At 41.1% G+C, this 17,799-nt stretch carries 15 protein-coding genes; 7 read left to right on the top strand and 8 right to left on the bottom strand.

Annotation, left to right across the window (positions count from 1 at the left end):
* Positions 1-42: 42 nt before the first annotated feature.
* On the top strand, positions 43-1,515 hold the full coding sequence (gtfA, locus tag AAEU31_RS05610) for a sucrose phosphorylase (protein ID WP_421966714.1): 1,473 nt from the start codon (positions 43-45) through the stop codon (positions 1,513-1,515).
* On the opposite strand, the gene AAEU31_RS05605 is transcribed toward gtfA, so the two are convergent.
* Complete coding sequence (locus tag AAEU31_RS05605) at positions 1,512-2,543, bottom strand: LacI family DNA-binding transcriptional regulator (protein ID WP_135926874.1); 1,032 nt, start codon at positions 2,541-2,543, stop codon at positions 1,512-1,514. The two genes, gtfA and AAEU31_RS05605, sit on opposite strands and share 4 nt — an antisense overlap.
* A 130-nt stretch (positions 2,544-2,673) precedes the next feature.
* On the opposite strand from AAEU31_RS05605, the gene AAEU31_RS05600 reads away from it, so the two are divergent.
* The gene (locus AAEU31_RS05600; RefSeq protein WP_421966713.1) at positions 2,674-3,345 is read left to right on the top strand and encodes a YoaK family protein; all 672 of its coding nucleotides are present in this window, start codon (positions 2,674-2,676) and stop codon (positions 3,343-3,345) included.
* On the opposite strand, the gene AAEU31_RS05595 is transcribed toward AAEU31_RS05600, so the two are convergent.
* Positions 3,335-4,243 carry an AraC family transcriptional regulator gene (locus AAEU31_RS05595; RefSeq protein ID WP_135926876.1) on the bottom strand — a complete coding sequence of 303 codons (909 nt, stop codon included), beginning with the start codon at positions 4,241-4,243 and terminating at the stop codon, positions 3,335-3,337. The genes AAEU31_RS05600 and AAEU31_RS05595 overlap by 11 nt on opposite strands.
* A 177-nt stretch (positions 4,244-4,420) precedes the next feature.
* Here AAEU31_RS05595 and exaC point away from each other — a divergent pair, with 177 nt between their 5' ends.
* Positions 4,421-5,941 carry an acetaldehyde dehydrogenase ExaC gene (exaC, locus tag AAEU31_RS05590; protein ID WP_138557127.1) on the top strand — a complete coding sequence of 507 codons (1,521 nt, stop codon included), beginning with the start codon at positions 4,421-4,423 and terminating at the stop codon, positions 5,939-5,941.
* Positions 5,942-6,456: 515 nt separating this feature from the next.
* Here the strand turns inward: exaC and AAEU31_RS05585 are convergent.
* Positions 6,457-6,930 carry a hypothetical protein gene (locus AAEU31_RS05585; protein WP_421966712.1) on the bottom strand — a complete coding sequence of 158 codons (474 nt, stop codon included), beginning with the start codon at positions 6,928-6,930 and terminating at the stop codon, positions 6,457-6,459.
* A 206-nt stretch (positions 6,931-7,136) separates the two neighbouring features.
* Here AAEU31_RS05585 and AAEU31_RS05580 point away from each other — a divergent pair, with 206 nt between their 5' ends.
* The 3 genes from AAEU31_RS05580 (at position 7,137) to map (ending at position 9,675) form a co-directional block, all read left to right on the top strand.
* Positions 7,137-8,621: a S41 family peptidase gene (locus AAEU31_RS05580; RefSeq protein WP_421966711.1), complete on the top strand. Its 1,485-nt coding sequence runs from the start codon at positions 7,137-7,139 to the stop codon at positions 8,619-8,621.
* Positions 8,622-8,693: 72 nt separating this feature from the next.
* The gene (locus AAEU31_RS05575; protein ID WP_135926880.1) at positions 8,694-8,900 is read left to right on the top strand and encodes a ParD-like family protein; all 207 of its coding nucleotides are present in this window, start codon (positions 8,694-8,696) and stop codon (positions 8,898-8,900) included.
* Positions 8,893-9,675, top strand: a complete 783-nt coding sequence (gene map, locus AAEU31_RS05570) for a type I methionyl aminopeptidase (RefSeq protein WP_421966710.1) — start codon at positions 8,893-8,895, stop codon at positions 9,673-9,675. The genes AAEU31_RS05575 and map overlap by 8 nt, the downstream gene beginning before the upstream one ends.
* On the opposite strand, the gene AAEU31_RS05565 is transcribed toward map, so the two are convergent.
* The 3 genes from AAEU31_RS05565 to AAEU31_RS05555 all read right to left on the bottom strand — a co-directional run bounded on the left by AAEU31_RS05565 (position 9,667) and on the right by AAEU31_RS05555 (position 12,231).
* The gene (locus AAEU31_RS05565) at positions 9,667-10,125 is read right to left on the bottom strand and encodes a hypothetical protein (RefSeq protein WP_421966709.1); all 459 of its coding nucleotides are present in this window, start codon (positions 10,123-10,125) and stop codon (positions 9,667-9,669) included. The genes map and AAEU31_RS05565 overlap by 9 nt on opposite strands.
* Positions 10,126-10,237: 112 nt before the next feature.
* Positions 10,238-11,404, bottom strand: a complete 1,167-nt coding sequence (locus tag AAEU31_RS05560; protein WP_421966708.1) for a BamA/TamA family outer membrane protein — start codon at positions 11,402-11,404, stop codon at positions 10,238-10,240.
* A gap of 35 nt (positions 11,405-11,439) precedes the next feature.
* Positions 11,440-12,231, bottom strand: coding sequence for a hypothetical protein (locus AAEU31_RS05555; RefSeq protein WP_421966707.1), 792 nt, complete (start codon positions 12,229-12,231; stop codon positions 11,440-11,442).
* A 357-nt stretch (positions 12,232-12,588) separates the two neighbouring features.
* Here AAEU31_RS05555 and AAEU31_RS05550 point away from each other — a divergent pair, with 357 nt between their 5' ends.
* Complete coding sequence (locus tag AAEU31_RS05550) at positions 12,589-14,085, top strand: arylsulfatase (protein WP_135926884.1); 1,497 nt, start codon at positions 12,589-12,591, stop codon at positions 14,083-14,085.
* 55 nt (positions 14,086-14,140) lie between these two features.
* Here AAEU31_RS05550 and AAEU31_RS05545 read toward each other — a convergent pair whose 3' ends face one another.
* Complete coding sequence (locus tag AAEU31_RS05545; RefSeq protein ID WP_421966706.1) at positions 14,141-16,381, bottom strand: cytochrome c3 family protein; 2,241 nt, start codon at positions 16,379-16,381, stop codon at positions 14,141-14,143.
* Positions 16,382-16,504: 123 nt separating this feature from the next.
* Positions 16,505-17,731, bottom strand: coding sequence for a threonine/serine exporter family protein (locus AAEU31_RS05540; protein WP_138557799.1), 1,227 nt, complete (start codon positions 17,729-17,731; stop codon positions 16,505-16,507).
* Positions 17,732-17,799 lie beyond the last annotated feature (68 nt).

Below are 17,799 nucleotides of genomic sequence, written 5' to 3'. Positions count from 1 at the left end.
ATATATCTTAATCGATTAAGTTTCAACTTGGTATTAACAATTATGATCAACAATAAAGTGCAATTAATCACCTACGCAGACCGTATTACCGGTCAAGGTATTGATGAATTAAGTAATTTATTAAATGGCCCACTTAACAATGTGTTTGCAGGTGTACATTTGTTGCCATTTTATAATCCGATTGATGGCAGTGATGCTGGCTTTGATCCTATTGATCATAGTGAAGTAGACTCGCGTCTTGGTAGCTGGGAAGACATCAAAGTGCTTGGTGCAAACTATGATTTGATGGCTGACTTGATTGTTAACCATGTTTCAGCACAGTCGTTTCAATTTAAAGACGTGCTAGCAAAAGGCAAACAATCTGAATTTTGGGATTTATTTCTAACCAAAGACGATGTATTCCCAAATGGCATGTCGGAGGCTGAACAAAAAGCGATTTATCGTCCGCGTCCAGGTAGTTGCTTTACACCAATTAAATGTGGAGATGGCCAAACCTATGATTTTTGGACCACATTTACCGATAACCAAATTGATATTAATGTGAAATCAACAGCAGGCATTGAGTATTTAAACACTGTACTTGGCAAATTTGCTGATAATAATGTCAACATCATTCGTTTAGACGCCGCTGGTTATGCTATCAAAGAAGCAGGCACTAACTGTTTTATGCTGGACGAAACATTTGAGTATTTAAATAAGCTTTCAGCACAGGCAAATGATGCTGGTATGGAGACTATTGCCGAAATTCATAGCCATTATCAAACTCAGGTAGCAGTCGCAAAACGTGTAAATATGGTATATGACTTTGCACTTCCACCGCTTATTTTGCACAGTTTATTTAGCAATGATGCGCAAGCATTGGTGAATTGGCTAACAATTTCACCGCGTAACTGTTTAACAGTGCTTGATACTCATGATGGCATTGGCATTATTGACGCAGGTCCAATGGGTGATAAACCAGGCTTACTAAACGCCGATCAAATTGATAACTTGGTTGAAACCATTCATGAAAAAAGTGATGGGCAAAGTCGCCTTGCAACAGGGGCTGCAGCCAGTAACGTTGATTTATATCAAGTAAATTGTACGTATTATAATGCCCTGGGTGCAGATGACTTTGATTATCTATTAGCGCGTGCGATTCAATTCTTCGCGCCAGGTATTCCACAAGTTTATTATGGCGGTCTGTTCGCTTGTGAAAACGATATGGAATTACTGGCACGTACAAATGTTGGCCGTGATATCAATCGTCCTTATTTAAATGCACAAGATATTGAAGCTGCTCTAGCAAAACCTGTGGTTAAAGGATTGATTAAACTTATTCAATTGCGAAATGAGCACCCAGCTTTTAACGGTGAATTCACAGTGAACGGTGAAGGCAGTGTGTGTCGTTTAAGCTGGCATAATGATACCAGCTCAATTGAGTTAAAAGTCGACTTTACTAGCCGTGAAGTGTTCATTGTCGATCACCGCGACAGCGAACAAAGCATAGTTGATTTGGCTGACTTTTTAGCTTAACTACTTTGCCCCAATTGCAGTTGATAGTCGATTTCGGCTGTTTGCTGCTCTTTCGATAAAAATAAGGTCGCTGCTAAGCGGCCTTTTTCTTCGCTGTTTTGGTGAACAGTCGTAAGCTTTGGCACAAATCGTTGTCCTTCATCGATGCCATCAAAACCAACAATTCTGACATCTTCTGGAATCGATAAGCCCATTTTTAATGCTTCACGCATTGCAGCAAGGGCGATTAAATCACTCATACACAACAAAACGTTTGGTCTTGGTGTGCTGCTAAGCGCTTCTTTGGCGGCAATACTAGCAAAACGCTCACTACTTTCTGGAATATTCCATGTTCTATCATCACCAAGGGTGATGCCAGCATCACTGATTGCTTGGTGATAACCGCGTAGTCGCTGATGAGCGATAGACTGACCAGCTTCAAACTCGTGATGCTCGTAAACTCGGCATAGTACGTCGTTATCAAGTAAGCGCAGCCCTAAAATTGCCACCCGATCATCATTTTTTTGGAGTGCGTGTTTGGCAATATCAAAACTGGCTTGTTGGTTATTAACGTTTACCGAGGCATCGCGACCGATATTAAAATCAACTGTCACCACATGTTTTGGTACTTGTTTCAATTGTTCAACAAGTTGCTTATTACGAGGGCGGCCATAACAGATAAAGCCATCTACAAAATCGACTACGCTATTTAGGTTATTGCTATTACCAGAAAATAATAAAAGGTTAATGCCATTTTTTTCGAGTACCGCCGATACGCCCCGCATAAAGCTGCTTGCAACCGGATCTGATACCATGTATTCAACACTGTCTGGCAACACCAAGGCAACGATATTAAAGGTCCCTCTGCGCAGTGATTGCGCCGCTTTGTTAGGGCCAAAATAGCCGAGTTTTTTACAGGCAGCCAAAATCTCCTCGCGGCGAGATTTTGATAGTTGATCAGGGCGGTTAAACGCATTTGATACGGTGGCATTTGAAACGCCTAACTCTTGGGCAATACTTTTTAGCGTCCAATTTTTTGGCTTGGGCATTATCGTCACTTAATCGATTTACTTACCTGTAAATTACCATATAAAGAGTCGAAAAAAAGTGTTTTTAGTCATAAAAATAGGCGTACCATAAAAGAATGAGAGAACAGGTCATAAAAAAGGTAAAGAGCGAGTGATTTCTAAGTTACCAAAATGGGTTGAAGTAGGCGCATTTATTTTGGCATTGGTTGCCGGATGCGTGAATACGGTTGGTTTACTTAGCTTTGAGCATCAAGCGGTATCGCATTTATCGGGAACTGCAACCTTGCTTGGCGCAGATCTGATGCATGGCAATAGCCTTGATGCTTTACATTTATTAGGCGTATTACTGTCATTTTTAGTAGGGTCTGGTATTGCTGGGTTTTTACTGCACAGTTCAGCACTTAAGTTAGGGCGTCATTACGACACCGCACTATTTATTGAGGCAGGGTTTTTACTCGGTGCACTTTGGTTACTGTGTAATGGCTCTGGCTACGGGCACTTTTTAGCTTCTGCGGCATGTGGGTTACAAAATGCATTAGCAACAACTTACAGCGGCGCAATTGTTCGCACTACCCATGTAACTGGTATCTTTACCGATTTAGGTATTATGTTTGGTCGAGTTTTCCGCGGTGAGGCGCTTGATCAACGTAAGGCTAAACTGTTTGGCCTAATCATTTTAGGCTTTATCTTTGGTGGCTTAGCTGGGGCATGGTTATTTGCTAAATTAAGCTTTGCAGCGCTTTATGTGCCAAGCGCCATTTGTATATTGTTGGCATTTACCTATCGGGTTTATTCTCATCGAAACCCAAAAATTAATGATTAGCGATACTTTTGGGGGTTGCGCCAAAGGCTTGTTTAAACACACGACTAAAATGGCTTGGGTTATTAAAGCCTAACTGATAACAAACTTGGCTAATCGCTTCACCTTTTTGAAGTAGTTTATACGCTTTTTGTAAGCGTAATTGCTGTTGCCAAAGAGCTGGCGTAACACCAAACGCTAGCTTAAATTGCTGATAAAACTTACTGCGGCTCATACACGCTATCTTACATAACACATCAATATCAATATTCTCAGCAAGGTGCTGTTCAATATAACTAATTACATGGCTTAGCGGGGTTGCAAGCTTGCCTTGTTTACAGCTTGCTATCATTAAATCTCGGCTTTGCTGCTGTAACAGGCGGGTTATCAGTTCATTGAGTGATAAATCAATTAAGTAATCCCGGTGTTGCTCATTTTCACTAAACAGGGTGATCATCCGTTCAAGTAGTTGTTGAGTTTGCTGGTTATGCTGGGCATGAACTAGCTTTGCTTGATATTGGAAAAAGTCATCCTGTGTAATTTGTTGGTTAAAATTAAGAGCATCAACTACTTGGCTTATCTTATCGGTACTGATTTCAATCGCTAAACAGGTTGTTGGTTGATTAAGAGACGCATTAGGGAAATCGATTAACACCCCTTGCTCTGGAGCAAGCACAAAAGACTGGTTTGGCAAAAATTCTTCATGATAATCACTGTCGGCAACATGCATGATTTTTTTGCCGCTGATCATGCCACAAAATAGTAACTCAGTGGAATGTAAGGCCACTTTTTGCGCATCTAAATAGGTGTCGTAAATACTTAACTCAGCATGCTCGCCAGCAAAACTAACTTTATTTTCAATAAGCACATCAATACGTTGTCGTTTTTTATCTAAACTTCTGTTGCTAACTGATGTGTTCATTGTTGCCTCGCTGTTGCCCTAAATTCTGGACAAATAGTCAAAAAGTCTGGACTAGGAATCAAGTGTGTTTTCAGTAACTGAGCTAACTTCAAATGCTAGCGGTTCATTAAACAATAACCTACCGCATAATTTAGTCAATGCTAAATGAAACACAACAATTTGAAGAGAGAACACATTATGATTTATGCAAACCCAGGTAGTGAAGGCGCAAAAGTTAACTTTAAAGCGCAGTACGAGAATTATATTGGCGGCCAGTGGGTTGCCCCTGTAAAGGGTGAATACTTTGAAAACATTAGCCCAGTAAACGGTAAAGTGTTTTGTAAAGTACCTCGCTCATCAAAAGAAGATATCGAACTGGCACTTGATAAAGCACACGATGCAAAAGCAGCATGGGGAACAACGTCAGTCACAGAGCGAAGCAATATCTTATTAAAAATTGCCGATCGCATTGAACAAAATCTAGAAATGCTCGCGGTTGCAGAAACTTGGGATAACGGTAAAGCAATTCGTGAAACACTTGCAGCAGATGTGCCACTCGCGGCTGATCATTTTCGCTATTTCGCAGGCTGTGTGCGCGCGCAAGAAGGTTCAATCGGTGAGATAGACGAAACCACGGTTGCCTATCATTTTCATGAGCCATTAGGTGTAGTAGGGCAAATTATTCCTTGGAATTTTCCATTGTTAATGGCTGCGTGGAAGCTTGCTCCAGCTCTTGCTGCGGGTAACTGTGTTATTTTAAAACCAGCTGAACAAACGCCTGCATCAATTTTAGTACTGCTTGAAGTAATCGGTGATTTATTACCAGCAGGTGTATTAAATGTGGTGAATGGCTATGGTAAAGAAGCAGGCGAGGCTCTGGCAACCAGTACTCGAATTGCGAAGATTGCCTTTACAGGTTCAACACCCGTAGGGTCGCATATCTTAAAATGTGCAGCTGATAATATTATTCCTTCGACGGTTGAGTTAGGTGGTAAATCGCCAAATATTTTCTTTAATGATGTTATGGAAAAAGACGATGAGTTTTTGAGTAAGGCTGTTGAAGGAGCTGTACTTGCGTACTTTAACCAAGGCGAAGTTTGTACGTGTCCGTCGCGTTTATTTATTCAAGAAGATATTTACGAGCAATTTATTGAGCGTGTACTTGCCCGCACTTTACAAATTAAACGGGGTAACCCTCTTGATACTGAAACCATGGTAGGTGCTCAAGCATCACAAGCTCAGTTTGATAAGATCCTAAGCTACATCGAAATCGGTAAAAAGGAAGGGGCAGAAGTCCTTGCTGGTGGTGAAGTCGAGCAACTGTCAGATGAGTTTAACGGCGGTTACTACATTCAACCAACACTATTAAAAGGCACCAATGACATGCGTGTGTTCCAAGAAGAGATTTTTGGCCCTGTTATTTCAATGTCGACTTTTAAAGATGAAGATGAAGCGTTAGCGCTTGCTAATAGCTCAGAGTTCGGCTTAGGTGCGGGTGTGTGGAGTCGAAACATGAACCGTGCTTATCACTTTGGTCGTAAGATTGAAGCGGGCCGTGTTTGGACCAACTGCTATCATATGTATCCAGCGCATGCTGCGTTTGGTGGTTATAAAAAGTCAGGCATTGGTCGAGAAACACATAAACTCGCCCTTGATCATTACCAACAAACCAAAAACTTATTAGTAAGTTACAGCGAAAACCCACTGGGCTTCTTTTAAAAGCAATTTCTTATTGTTGTCGAAACTACCCAAACGCCACATCTAGTGGCGTTTTTATTTTATAACGGGCATAAAAAAGCCCGGCGAACACACAAGCCAGGCTTTTCGACAACAATTTGGTTGAGTCACCGCATGTGCAGTAACTCGGAATAAAAAAGCTTAGAGAACACACAAACTAAGCTTTTGACAACAATTTGCTTGAGTCACCGCGTGTGCAGTAACTCGGAATAAAAAAGCTTAGAGAACACACAAACTAAGCTTTTGACAACAATTTGGATGAGTCACCGCGTGTGCAGTGACTCGGAATAAAAAAGCTTAGAGAACACACAAACTAAGCTTTTGACAACAATTTGCTTGAGTCACCGCGTGTGCAGTAACTCGGAATAAAAAAGCTTAGAGAACACACAAACTAAGCTTTTGACAACAATTTGGTTGAGTCACCGCGTGTGCAATGACTCGGTATATAAAAAAGCCCAGAGAACACACAAACTAGACTTTTTGTGACAACAATTCGGTTATAAAGCTAAGTTTCGCTTAGCGCGGTTTAGGTTGTGATTAACTAAATCATTACCCGACATTTTTACCGCTTCATAAAAATCAGACAGTGCAGCAGTGTCGTTTTTCGACATGATGCGTGCGATACCACGGTTACTTAAAGCGAATGAAGTAAGCTCTCGGCGTTTGTATCCGCGTACTTCGCTTTGATTAAGAAGCTTGATAGCTTCAGTACAAAGTGATTCTGCGTGGCTGAAGTTTTTAGACTTCACACTTGCTGCGCAACGATTAAATGCAAGTTCGTATTGGCTGTTTACGTCAGAGGCTTTAGTTGTGTTATTTAACACTGCTTCATATTGGCCTTGCATAATAGCTTGCGATGAATCTGAGTCGCTAATTACCATCAGTTTGTAGTCACTTTGATCAGCGATTGCAAAAGCTGAACATGTCAGTAAAGAGCTAAGAGCAAGTCGTTTTAAAAGTGGTTTAAACATGATTGGTTTCCTCATTAATCGCAGCATCGTTTGCTGATGAGTTAACTTTAGAGTAATCCATCTAAACCGACAAACGATTAAAATAAACTTGATAGATGAATTTTTTTAATCTATTGGCATGTGTTGTACTTTTTATTGCCACAACAATGCCTTAGTGTTTAAATGGGATGTTTTTTAAACATAATAATTATTTAAAATGGATTTTTATGAAACCCTTGACGCTTTACTCATCACTTATTTTTACAGCTCTTAACCTCAGCCAACTTGGTGTGAGCTTATGTAATGGCGAAGATAGCCATTCAGTAACTAACTCTGAGATTAATTGGTCTGAACTTGCTGTAAAAGATGTTGAAGCGGCCTATCAGTTATCGGTTATCAATCACCCTGGTATGTATGATGTACGTAATCCAGGCTTTGCTAAACAGCTCGAAAAAGCAAAGCAAGAAGGCTTAAAGCTGGCAGTAAAAGCGCATAGTTCACAAGCTTTTGCTGCGGCTATTTCACGTTTTAGAACTGTTCTACAAGATGGTCATGCAGGAGCTATCGATACCTTGCCCAGAGAACTTAAGCCACAAAAAAGCTGGCCGGGCTTTTCAACAGTATGGCGCGGTGATGCGTTAAAAGTGTATTACAGTGAGTTAGATGCAATTGCCAAGGGCGATAAGCTAGTGAGTTGTGACAGTACAGCAATTAATACTTTGCTGGTTGAGCGTGTTTTTCGCTATTACGGCGAAGTTCAGCAGCCTGGTAGTTGGTGGAACCATGGCTGGCGACTAACAATTGATGATGGCAACCCGTTTTTGTCGCCGCTTGAAAGCTGTACATTTGAAAAAGCCGACGGTTCTAGCTATAGCCTAAAATTAAACTGGACTGTTAGGCCTGATGATGTCACTGAAAAACTTAAAAATGCCTACAATGGCGATAAGTTGCCAATTGAACTTAATTGGCCTTTAGAGAATATTGCTTGGATCAGTATGCCAACGTATGCACCTAATGAGCAGCAGCAAGCGGATTACCAAACGATGCTGAGTGCCATTGAACAGCAACATGATAAGTTAATGCAAGCTAAAGCTGTGGTGCTTGATCTTCGCCATAATCAAGGTGGCTCATCGATGTGGAGTGAGCAAATAGCCTCAGCACTTTGGGGCAGTGAACAATTCAAATATGGCCGCTATAAGCTACACAAAAATACCCAAGTGTGGTGGCGAACTTCTAAAGGCAATACTGACTATTTTGGCGATGTAGTCGCAAGCTATGATACGGCTAGTCCTTGGTATCAATGGTTAAAGACAACCCACGAAAGTATGAAGGCGGCTTATGAAAAGGGTGAACAATTTTATGTCGAGATAGTCTCTGCAGAGCAACAAGCAATGCCAAAAAACGTCAGTCAGTTTACTACACCTGTTTATGTGATTGTGCCAGGGCAATGTGCCAGTGCTTGTTTAGATGCGCTGGATAGTTTTAAGCTGTTTGCAAACACACAATTAGTTGGCGCACCAAGTAGTACAGATTCTACCTACATGGAGGTGAGGCTCGAAACCCTACCTTCAGGCTTTGCAAAAGTCATACTGCCTATTAAAGTATATGTAAATAGGCCTCGCGAAAAAGGCTTTTACTATCAACCTGATATTAAATTCAACGAACTTGAATGGACAACACAAGCGCTTGTTAAAATGATAGCTGAGTTGTAATTAAATAATATTAACTTGCTTTTTTATATTATACGATTACGATCTGTATACGTTTTATATATAGGTCATATAATGGGTATTGTTAAAATTAGCGATGAGCTACACGAAGAAATCCGTAAAGCAAGCACAGCGATGGTGCGTTCAATCAACTCACAATCTGAGTATTGGATTAAAATCGGCATGCTTGCTGAGCTAAATCCAACTATGACCTACAGCGATATTATCAAAGAGCAACTTCGCCTAGCTGATGTGAAGGCTAAGGATGTGCGTGATGAGTAAGGTTGTGATTAAAAATGCAGACGAAATTGCTTTGATGCGAGAATCTGGCCGATTACTTGCCGATGTATTTGCTTACCTTGATCCTTTGGTAAAAGAAGGAGTGACTACAATGCAAATAAACGATCTCGTTGAGCGTTACATAGTTGATCAGTTACAAGCAAGGCCATCTAGTAAAGGGCAGTACGACTACCCTTATGTACTAAATGCCTCTGTCAACGAGGTGGTATGTCATGGTTTCCCTAACGAAAAAGGCATTTTGAAAGCGGGTGATATTGTTAATATTGATATCACTCTTGAGAAAAATGGCTATTTAGCTGACTCTAGCAAAATATATTTAATTGGAGAGGTGTCGCCGTTAGCGAAACGTTTGGTTGACACAACTCAGCAAGCGCTATGGCATGCGATTAAAATGGTAAAACCCGGTGTGCGGCTGGGGGATATTGGTAATGCGATTGCAAATTTTGCTCATCAACATGGTTACAGCGTGGTTAAAGAATATTGTGGTCATGGTATCGGCCAGCAAATGCACGAAGAGCCACAAGTATTGCATTACGGTAAGAAAAACACTGGGCTGGTGTTAAAAGAGGGTATGACCTTCACGATAGAGCCAATGATCAATCAGGGGGCTGCTAAAGTGAAAACTAAGCCTGATGGCTGGACAGTGGTAACAAGGGATAAAAAGCTCTCGGCACAATGGGAGCACACTTTAGCGGTAACGGCTGAGGGCGTTGAAGTGCTAACCTTGCGCGAAGAAGAGCACCACTTTTTAAGCTAATTCAGCAACAGGCTCTTCTGCTAACCAATTTAGAGCCGCTGTTTTTGACTTAAATACATTCATCACCATACCTGCTCGTTTATATAAATTACAGTAGGTATCGGTGAGCAAGCTACCACCTTCAAGCCCCTCTTTTATGACTAAGGCTGTTTTAGCCGGCGCAATGCCTTTGCGTCGAAGCTCAACAAAATACACCATTAGTTTTTCAAGAGCCCCAGGTGTTGCCATGCATGAGTTTTCAAATTCAACCAATTCATACCATTGACCATAATCCGTGGTGAGTTTGTTGATATAATCTTGTTGCATGAAAGAGTGAGCTTCAATTATTTCTTCGTTGAACGGCCCTGTAGCTGTCGTTAAAAGCGTGTGCTCTCGTTGGTAAAACTCGACAAGACCATGTGGCTTAAAATCTTTGAATGGATAATGGTTAGTTGATACTTTGTTATGCATCCGTTCAATCCCTGAATGTTTATTAAGCTATTGATAATAGCAGTGTAATAGATTAATTCAATATTTAGCCCAACAAGATTGCTAAAATAACAATAAAAGTATTGTTTTTTTATTACCAAGTCGAACCGGCTTGAATGTAAATAGCATTCTGTTCTGGGCCATGTGCTACATCTAACCCTATGGTAATACCATAATGCTCATCGATGAGATAACGAAAACCCGCACCGACTGTATCAATGGTTTCTGCCTTTGATAAGTCAGAAAAATTATCAGCAGCCCAGCCCATGCCAGTAAACACATTAAGCTTTATTTTATGGGTGATTTTATAGCTTGCTTCTGCTTCAGTAACAAAAACATCCAAACCTTGATAACGGGTAGCAGACACACCGCGCAGGCTAATACTTGGCGGAATATAAACTGGTAAGCGTTTTTCACCTCGATTATTAACAGAGTCATATTGCATACGTAATGCAAAGTTAAACTTATCGGTATAACGCCAGTAATTAAGAGCAGTTAATTTTAAGCTGCTGTAATCAACTTTACTGCCGATCGCCTCATCGAAATATAAGTACTCGGCTTTATAGTTAAAGCCACGCTCAGGGTTAAGTGGGTTATCTCGGCTATCGTACTCTAACAAGGGGCCAATACCTGACGTATTTACATCTAGAGACAGGTGTTCTTTGATAATGCCATTCTCGAGCAAGTAATCTTCAATTGGATTTTCTGCTAGACTAATATCCACTTGGCGATAAATCTGCTTAAAACCATAAAAAAAGTTACTGTTGTCATAACGTAATTTAAGATTTTGAAATACTGCAGGGCCTTCAATATTTAGCGAAAGTGGTGTGAGTAGTTTTATTTCATCAAAGGTATAAAAATCGAGATTAATACTCGCCCAGCCAACAATCCCTTGGTAGCGAATTCTGTCTTCGTCCCAAAACGTTATGTGGCCAACGGCACCCCCTTTTGTGCCATTTTTAGTGCCCATTAGGCCAACTAAACTGATGCTTTGAGGTAGGGTAGAGCCCTCTTTCTTTTTTTTAGCTTTCTTTTCATTATCGTGAAAAAATAAACCAACCACACCAAGACCAGGCCCTACTGCTGGCTCTGTAATAAACGTGGGGATGGGCAAAAACGAAATGGGCTCATCAATTTTTTGTTGCTGATTACTTAATTGTTGTTCTGCTGGTTTAATTGCGTATTCATCATAGCTAGAGGCAAGGCAATAATCACTTAGTAAGCTTGTTGACAATACACTTATTACTACTACTTTTTTCACTTAATCCCTTACCTTAAATATCAATTGCTGTCTTGTTAAAGTTGATAGTTAAATTCTAGACGATGATCGCCATCCATAAAGTCAACGTTTCTATTCCAGTTAGCGAAATAGCGTAGATTCATACGCGGGTTAATCTGATAACTTGCAGCAAACTCATGAGTTAAAATATGGCTTTGGTTTAGGCCATAGTAATGGTCTTTATAATTATCACTTCCACCAATGGTGGTTAGCCAAAAAGGATTGTAATTAAGCCATATTTTGTCAGTTATAGTCACTTTTGCGTACATGCCAATTAAGCCATAGGCTCCCATTATGGAGTAACCACTGTCTCGACTATCGTCATCTTCAAGGGCATTTTCTCCAATCGATGCTCCGACTCCGGCAAGCGGGTAAAAGCTAAACTTGCCCACTGGTTTTAATGCTTTTATGTAGCTATACGAAACATCCATACTTTCATCTGCAACCAAATTCGCATTTAGGTTGTAGGAAGCATCAAGTTGTTTAGCGCTCATCGAAGTTAAATCAACCGAAAAGTTACGAAAGCGAAAAGAATCAATGGAATCAGTGGTTTTGTTATCACTCTCCCAGCCTAGCGCATCACCGTAAATCCCTTTCACTTCGATAACATTCATGCCAGCAGTTGTTGTTATACCGGTGTCATAGGCTTGTCCTACTTTAAGGTTAATCCCCTTGTTAGTTGAGCCTGCGCCTATTTGGGTATATACCGCAAGTGGGTCCGACATATCTTGCACTTCTTTTTCATTAGCTGACAAGTTTGATAGTTGAAACGCAAGTGAAAATAAGAACGAAATTCGTAGAAAAGGCATGTGTTCTCCTTACACAAGTAATAAAAAGTTGCTTACTAATTCTTAAGGTACTTATAGTCTATTTATTTATTGAATTCAATCATCAAGCCGCTAAATAATTTGGAGTATTTTAAATGAATATAGCGGTTTAGAATCTACCCGCTGCAATATAATAAAGTGGGTTTGGGTTTACTTATGATAATGGCTAACCTAGTAAAAACAGTAGAGAGTATACTTTAATAAAAAAGTTTTGATTTTATGAATAATTGATTTAAATCGTTTTTTACTAGATTAGAAACTAGACGTATTTTGTTTTCATCTTATACTAAACTGAGCTCTTTAGGAGTAAATAGTACTATTAATAAAAAAGGATAATTTATGAAAAAACTAATAGCGGCGGCTATTTGCAGCTTGGTTTCAACAGTAAGCCTAGCGTCAGATAAGCCAAACGTATTGGCCATTATGGTTGATGACGTTGCGCCAATTTCACTCAGTGCCTACTCACATGGTATGACCTACCCAACCCCTAATATTGATCGCATTGCTAACGAAGGTGCGTTGTTTACAGATCACTATGCTCAGCCTAGTTGTACAGCGGGTCGTGCCGCATTTTTAATGGGGCAATTACCTATTCGAACTGGCTTAACAACGGTAGGCCAACCGGGAAATCCTCTTGGTATTAAAGAAGCTGATCCTACCTTAGCTGAATTTTTAAAAGATCGCGGTTATATGACGGCGCAATACGGTAAAAACCACTTAGGTGATTTAGATGAACACTTACCAACAAAGCATGGCTTTGATGAATTTTACGGTAATTTGTATCACTTAAATGTATCTGAAGAGCCAGAGCAAGCGGATTACCCAAAAGATCCTAAGTTTGTGAAAAAATTTGGCCCACGTGGTGTTATCGAATCTTACGCCAATGGCAAAATCATTGATACGGGTCCACTTACTCGCAAACGTATGGAAACCTTTGACGAAGAAGTGTTAGAGCGTTCACTTAACTTTATGGAGCGTGCAGTTAAAGCGAAAAAGCCATTCTTTATTTGGCACGCTACAAGCCGAATGCATGTATACACTCACTTAAAACCTGAAAGTCGTAATTTAGCGACGGGCATTAGCTCTGAAGAAGATATTTTTGGTAGTGGTTTGATGGAACACGATGGTCATGTTGGCAAGCTGCTGGATAAACTGGATGAGCTAAAAATTGCCGATAACACCATTGTTATTTACACCAGCGATAATGGCCCTGAACAATCAAGTTGGCCAGATGCTGGAACAACATCGTTCCGCGGTGAAAAAATGACAACATGGGAAGGGGGCGTGCGTGTGCCTTTCTTAGTTCGTTGGCCAAACAAAATACCAAAAGGCTTAAAGCTAAATGGTATTTCATCGCATGAAGATGTTTTCCCAACGATTGCCGCAGCACTTGGCGAGAACAACTTACGTGAAAAGCTTAAAAAGTCAGATAAAGTTTATATTGATGGTGAGAATAACTTAGCGTACTGGACTGGTAAGGCGGATAAATCGGCGCGTAACTTCTTCTTTTACTACTATGAATCACAGCTAACAGCTGTTCGTTTTGGCCCGTGGAAAATGCATTTTGCAACCAAACCAACAGGGTTATATTACGATGATATGGTAACGCACAGTATGCCTAAGCTATTTAACTTACGTAAAGATCCATTAGAGCACTACGACGGTATCACTGGCTTTCACCAAATTATGCGTAAGAGTTGGTTGCTACAGCCGATCATTGCTAAGCTAAATGAACATGTACAAACTTTTGTTGAGTTTCCACCGCGTCAGGAAGCGGCGTCACTTAACGTGAATGAAGCAATCGAAAAAGCAAAATCACTGAACTATGGACATTAATAGTTCTCCTTAAGTTCAATAGAAAAGGGCCTACTTGGCCCTTTTTTAATGCTTATTAATTAATACTCTTCATCATTTCGAGCTGTTTCACAAACTGCTGAACTTGCTGGTTACCGGGCACTAACCTCGCTAAGTTTCTGGCATAAAACAACGCTTGGCTGTAGTTTTCTTCTGCCACATACCACTGTGCCAGACTGTAGCTAATATCCGGGTTATTCGGAGTCAGATTAAAGGCGCGTTCAAGTGCAGATATAGCTGCTGGCATATTACCTAAATCTTGTAACAGTAATGCGTAGGTAAACTGATAGTTTGCATTTTCTTGTGCATACAGTGCAGCTTTTTGTAAATGATTAAGCGCGGTGTTCTTTTGTTTAGAGCGAATAAGGCTCATTGCCAGGGCATAATGAATATCGCCGCTTTCTGCGTTTACTGCTAAGCCTTGTTTTAAGATAGCTTGCGCTGCTTTTTCATCGCCTTGGTTGCGATATAAATCAGCTAAATTGACATAAGCAGGAGCAAAAATAGGCTCAACACTGATTGCTTGTAAATAATGTGCTTTGGCTTGTTCTGGCTTTTGTAATGTGAGCGCCAGATTCCCTAAATTAGTATGCGAGTAGCCGCGCTCTGCTTGGTATTGTTGAATATCTTTGTACTCATCGAGCGCTGAATTTAAGCGCTTAGTGTCTTGCTCATTGAGGCCTGCTGGGAACGGCTGAGTTAACATGGCCGCCAGAGCTCTTGCAGCTTCGGCTCTGATTGGTAAATGTTCATCATCTAAAAGAGGATTTAATAGGCGCCAGCGTTGGTTGATATCAAAAGGCATTGCCGCTTCAATGGCTGCTTGGCGTTTTAATGGCTCGTTGTCTTTTATTGAGCGGGCAATCGCAACGATAGCATTGTTATCGGGGCTTGCGGCTAAGCGGCTGAGCGCTGATGCGCGAATAATCTCAGGGAAGCCCTTATCTTGCACAATTTTAGTCAGCATGGTCGATGCATTAGGTAGGCGGTTATCGGCGGCATAAAACGCCTCAGAAAAATGTGCAGTACCAAGATATTTTGAATTTGGGTGCCAGTCTTTTATTTTGGCAACCGCCCATTGCGGCGTTTTATCTTCATGGCAGCTATTACAGGCATTGGGAGCATTGGTTTTTAACGTTAAATCAGGGCGAGGAACTCGAAAGCTGTGGTCGCGCCTTGCATCTACTTGCATATAGGTCGTGGTGGGCATATGACAATCGACACATTGGCTACCTGTACTTGCCACTTTATGGCCGTGATGCTTAGGTGTATCGAACACCTCTTGGCTATGACATTGCGTACAAGTTTGATTCCCTGGCAGTTTTAATTTACCCGAATGAGGGTTATGGCAGTTAGTACAGGTAACCCCTGCATTGAACATTTTACTTTGTAAAAACGAGCCCCATACATAGTCTTCATCCCATACTTGACCATCAACGTGATAAAGCTCAGGAGTGAGTAATGAGCCTTGAAAGTTTTGTAAAAAGCTATGTGGGTCTTTACGGTCATCAAGCTGTGAGCGGCGAGCATGGCAGGTTGCACACACTTGCACTTGCTCGCTTTTTACCAGTGGCTGTACGCTTTGCATACTGCCATCAGCTTGTTGAGTAAACAGTGGGGTTTGCTTTTTAATGTTATGGGTAAAGCCCTTATCGGCAATACTGCTATCGCCATCAGCCCATTTTAAATGAGCTTGGCTATCGCCATGACACGCTTTACAGCTCACGTTAATGCTTGAATAACTTGAGTTAAAGCTATTCGTTTTAAGGTCGAATTGCTTTTTGAAATCAGTTGAGTGGCAATCAGCACACATATGATTCCAGTTTTGGCCTTTTTGCGCCCAATGAAATAGGTCATGCTGTTTCTGCTCAGGATGCAATACAAACCAGCGCTGACCGCCTTGCGCTTTGCTGCGTGAGTCCCACGCAAACGGAAATAGCTGTATGTGGCCATTGCCGATATCAAACATGTATTGCTGCAATGGCTCATAGCCAAATGTGTATAAAACAGGGTAGTCGGTCAGCTTGCCGTTAAGGTTTGGCATGCTTATAAAAAGTTGTTGGCCTTGTTGATAGAAGCGCGCTGGTTGGCCTTGGTAGTCTAGAGTTTGATCATTGAAATTACCAAGCACCGAAGTGGGAGTGGCTTTTTCCATAGCATGAAAATGATGGGATGTTTGCCAGTCTTCAACTTGGCTCTGATGACAGTTAACACACTGGGATTCTGCAAACACACTAAATGCGAACAAGCTGCATAGCAGCCAAGCCAATCTTATCACTAAATAAATCCTTTTTATTTTTACCACATGCACTTATGAGTTATATCAGTTTGTTACTGATAAGCAAAGTCGGCTTATTAAAACGAGGGTGTAAAAAAGCCCGATAAACTCGGGCTTAGTAGATTATAGACTTTTCTTTGGTGGAAGTGCGACGTTAGCAAAAATAAGTCCCGCCACTAATGACATAAATATCAAGAAGGTTTGTTGGCCAATATGCTCTGCATAGACGAAATCTTGACCTTCAATTAATGAGTTCAAACCAATATAGGTTTTACTCCCCGGTACTAATACGATTAAACCTTGCATAGCAACAATGGAGGCAGGTGCATTAGCAACACGATTAAACAAGTTACTAAAAACCCCTACAGATAAAGCGCCAACAAATGTGCCTAATGTGTAGTCTAGATACATGGCAGATCCAATGCTTGTGCCATAGGCGATAAAGCCAGAGGCAATAGACCAACCCGCATGCTTTAGTTTGGTTCTAAAAATCACGATTAGGCTGCTACATAGCATGAATATAGCAAGCCATGCTGTCCATTTTGGTAAAGGCTCTGGTTGCACGTAGTCTGCTTGACCAAACATAGCGAAACCAATTCCAATACCAATAAAAGCACCAAAATACAGCTTAAACAGCAGCATGAATGAGTCCATCACCCGTGCTGTACCAGACACCAAGTGCCGAGCTGCTAACTCTGCTAACCCCAAAGCTAATGCTAAGCCGGGTATAAACACAATGATGGCTGATAGCACCACCAATCGTATGTTTATTTCGGCGTCTAGGTAAACACTGACCGCACACGCGATAATTGCAGAAACAATGGCCACTAAAGGCTCAAGCATATGCGCAACGCGTTTTGAGCGTGTTGACCAAAGCACAAATAAGTACACCACTAAGGTGATCAGAGCTGACCAAAACACATCATTCCAACCGGTACCCATTAACATGGCAAATGCACCGCCAGAGGTTGCAAAAGCAACGCCGGTCATAAATTTATTATACGGGTTTGGCAGGTTGTAAATGATGTCGAGTTGTTTATCGACCTCTTGTAGCGTTAGCTCACCGTTAAGCATTTTGTTTACTAAATCATCGGTATCTGCCAGCGAGCCTAAGTCGTGATCGCCCGGATCAACACGCGCAACATGGGTATACTCTTCTTCGTGACCATCTGTCCAAATAACAAAGGTCACTGATGTTGGCGACATAACAAAAGATGATTTTAAGCCGAGGTAAGTCGCAACTTCCATTAAGTGCGCTTCTAGTCGGTAAGCAGGTGTACCGTATTTATGAAGCATTTTGCCAAGCTTCACGATAAATTTTCGTTTTTCAGTAAACGTTGCGGTTTTCAAAGGCGTTTTGAACCAAAGGTTAAATTGTTCAGTTAAGGATAGACCAAAATTCAATAAGATATAGTCTA

This window comes from Pseudoalteromonas thalassia, assembly GCF_049257215.1.
Lineage (GTDB): Bacteria > Pseudomonadota > Gammaproteobacteria > Enterobacterales > Alteromonadaceae > Pseudoalteromonas > Pseudoalteromonas lipolytica_C.
The sequence above is the reverse complement of the archived record's forward strand: the minus strand, read 5'-3'. Positions and strand labels throughout refer to the sequence as shown.

Bases quoted from the DNA above. Each gene is read 5' to 3' on its own strand.
- gtfA (WP_421966714.1), top strand. From the start codon at position 43: ATGATCAACAATAAAGTGCAATTAATCACCTACGCAGACCGTATTACC.
- AAEU31_RS05605 (WP_135926874.1), bottom strand. From the start codon at position 2,543: ATGCCCAAGCCAAAAAATTGGACGCTAAAAAGTATTGCCCAAGAGTTA.
- AAEU31_RS05595 (WP_135926876.1), bottom strand. From the start codon at position 4,243: ATGAACACATCAGTTAGCAACAGAAGTTTAGATAAAAAACGACAACGT.
- exaC (WP_138557127.1), top strand. From the start codon at position 4,421: ATGATTTATGCAAACCCAGGTAGTGAAGGCGCAAAAGTTAACTTTAAA.
- AAEU31_RS05585 (WP_421966712.1), bottom strand. From the start codon at position 6,930: ATGTTTAAACCACTTTTAAAACGACTTGCTCTTAGCTCTTTACTGACA.
- AAEU31_RS05580 (WP_421966711.1), top strand. From the start codon at position 7,137: ATGAAACCCTTGACGCTTTACTCATCACTTATTTTTACAGCTCTTAAC.
- AAEU31_RS05575 (WP_135926880.1), top strand. From the start codon at position 8,694: ATGGGTATTGTTAAAATTAGCGATGAGCTACACGAAGAAATCCGTAAA.
- map (WP_421966710.1), top strand. From the start codon at position 8,893: ATGAGTAAGGTTGTGATTAAAAATGCAGACGAAATTGCTTTGATGCGA.
- AAEU31_RS05565 (WP_421966709.1), bottom strand. From the start codon at position 10,125: ATGCATAACAAAGTATCAACTAACCATTATCCATTCAAAGATTTTAAG.
- AAEU31_RS05555 (WP_421966707.1), bottom strand. From the start codon at position 12,231: ATGCCTTTTCTACGAATTTCGTTCTTATTTTCACTTGCGTTTCAACTA.
- AAEU31_RS05550 (WP_135926884.1), top strand. From the start codon at position 12,589: ATGAAAAAACTAATAGCGGCGGCTATTTGCAGCTTGGTTTCAACAGTA.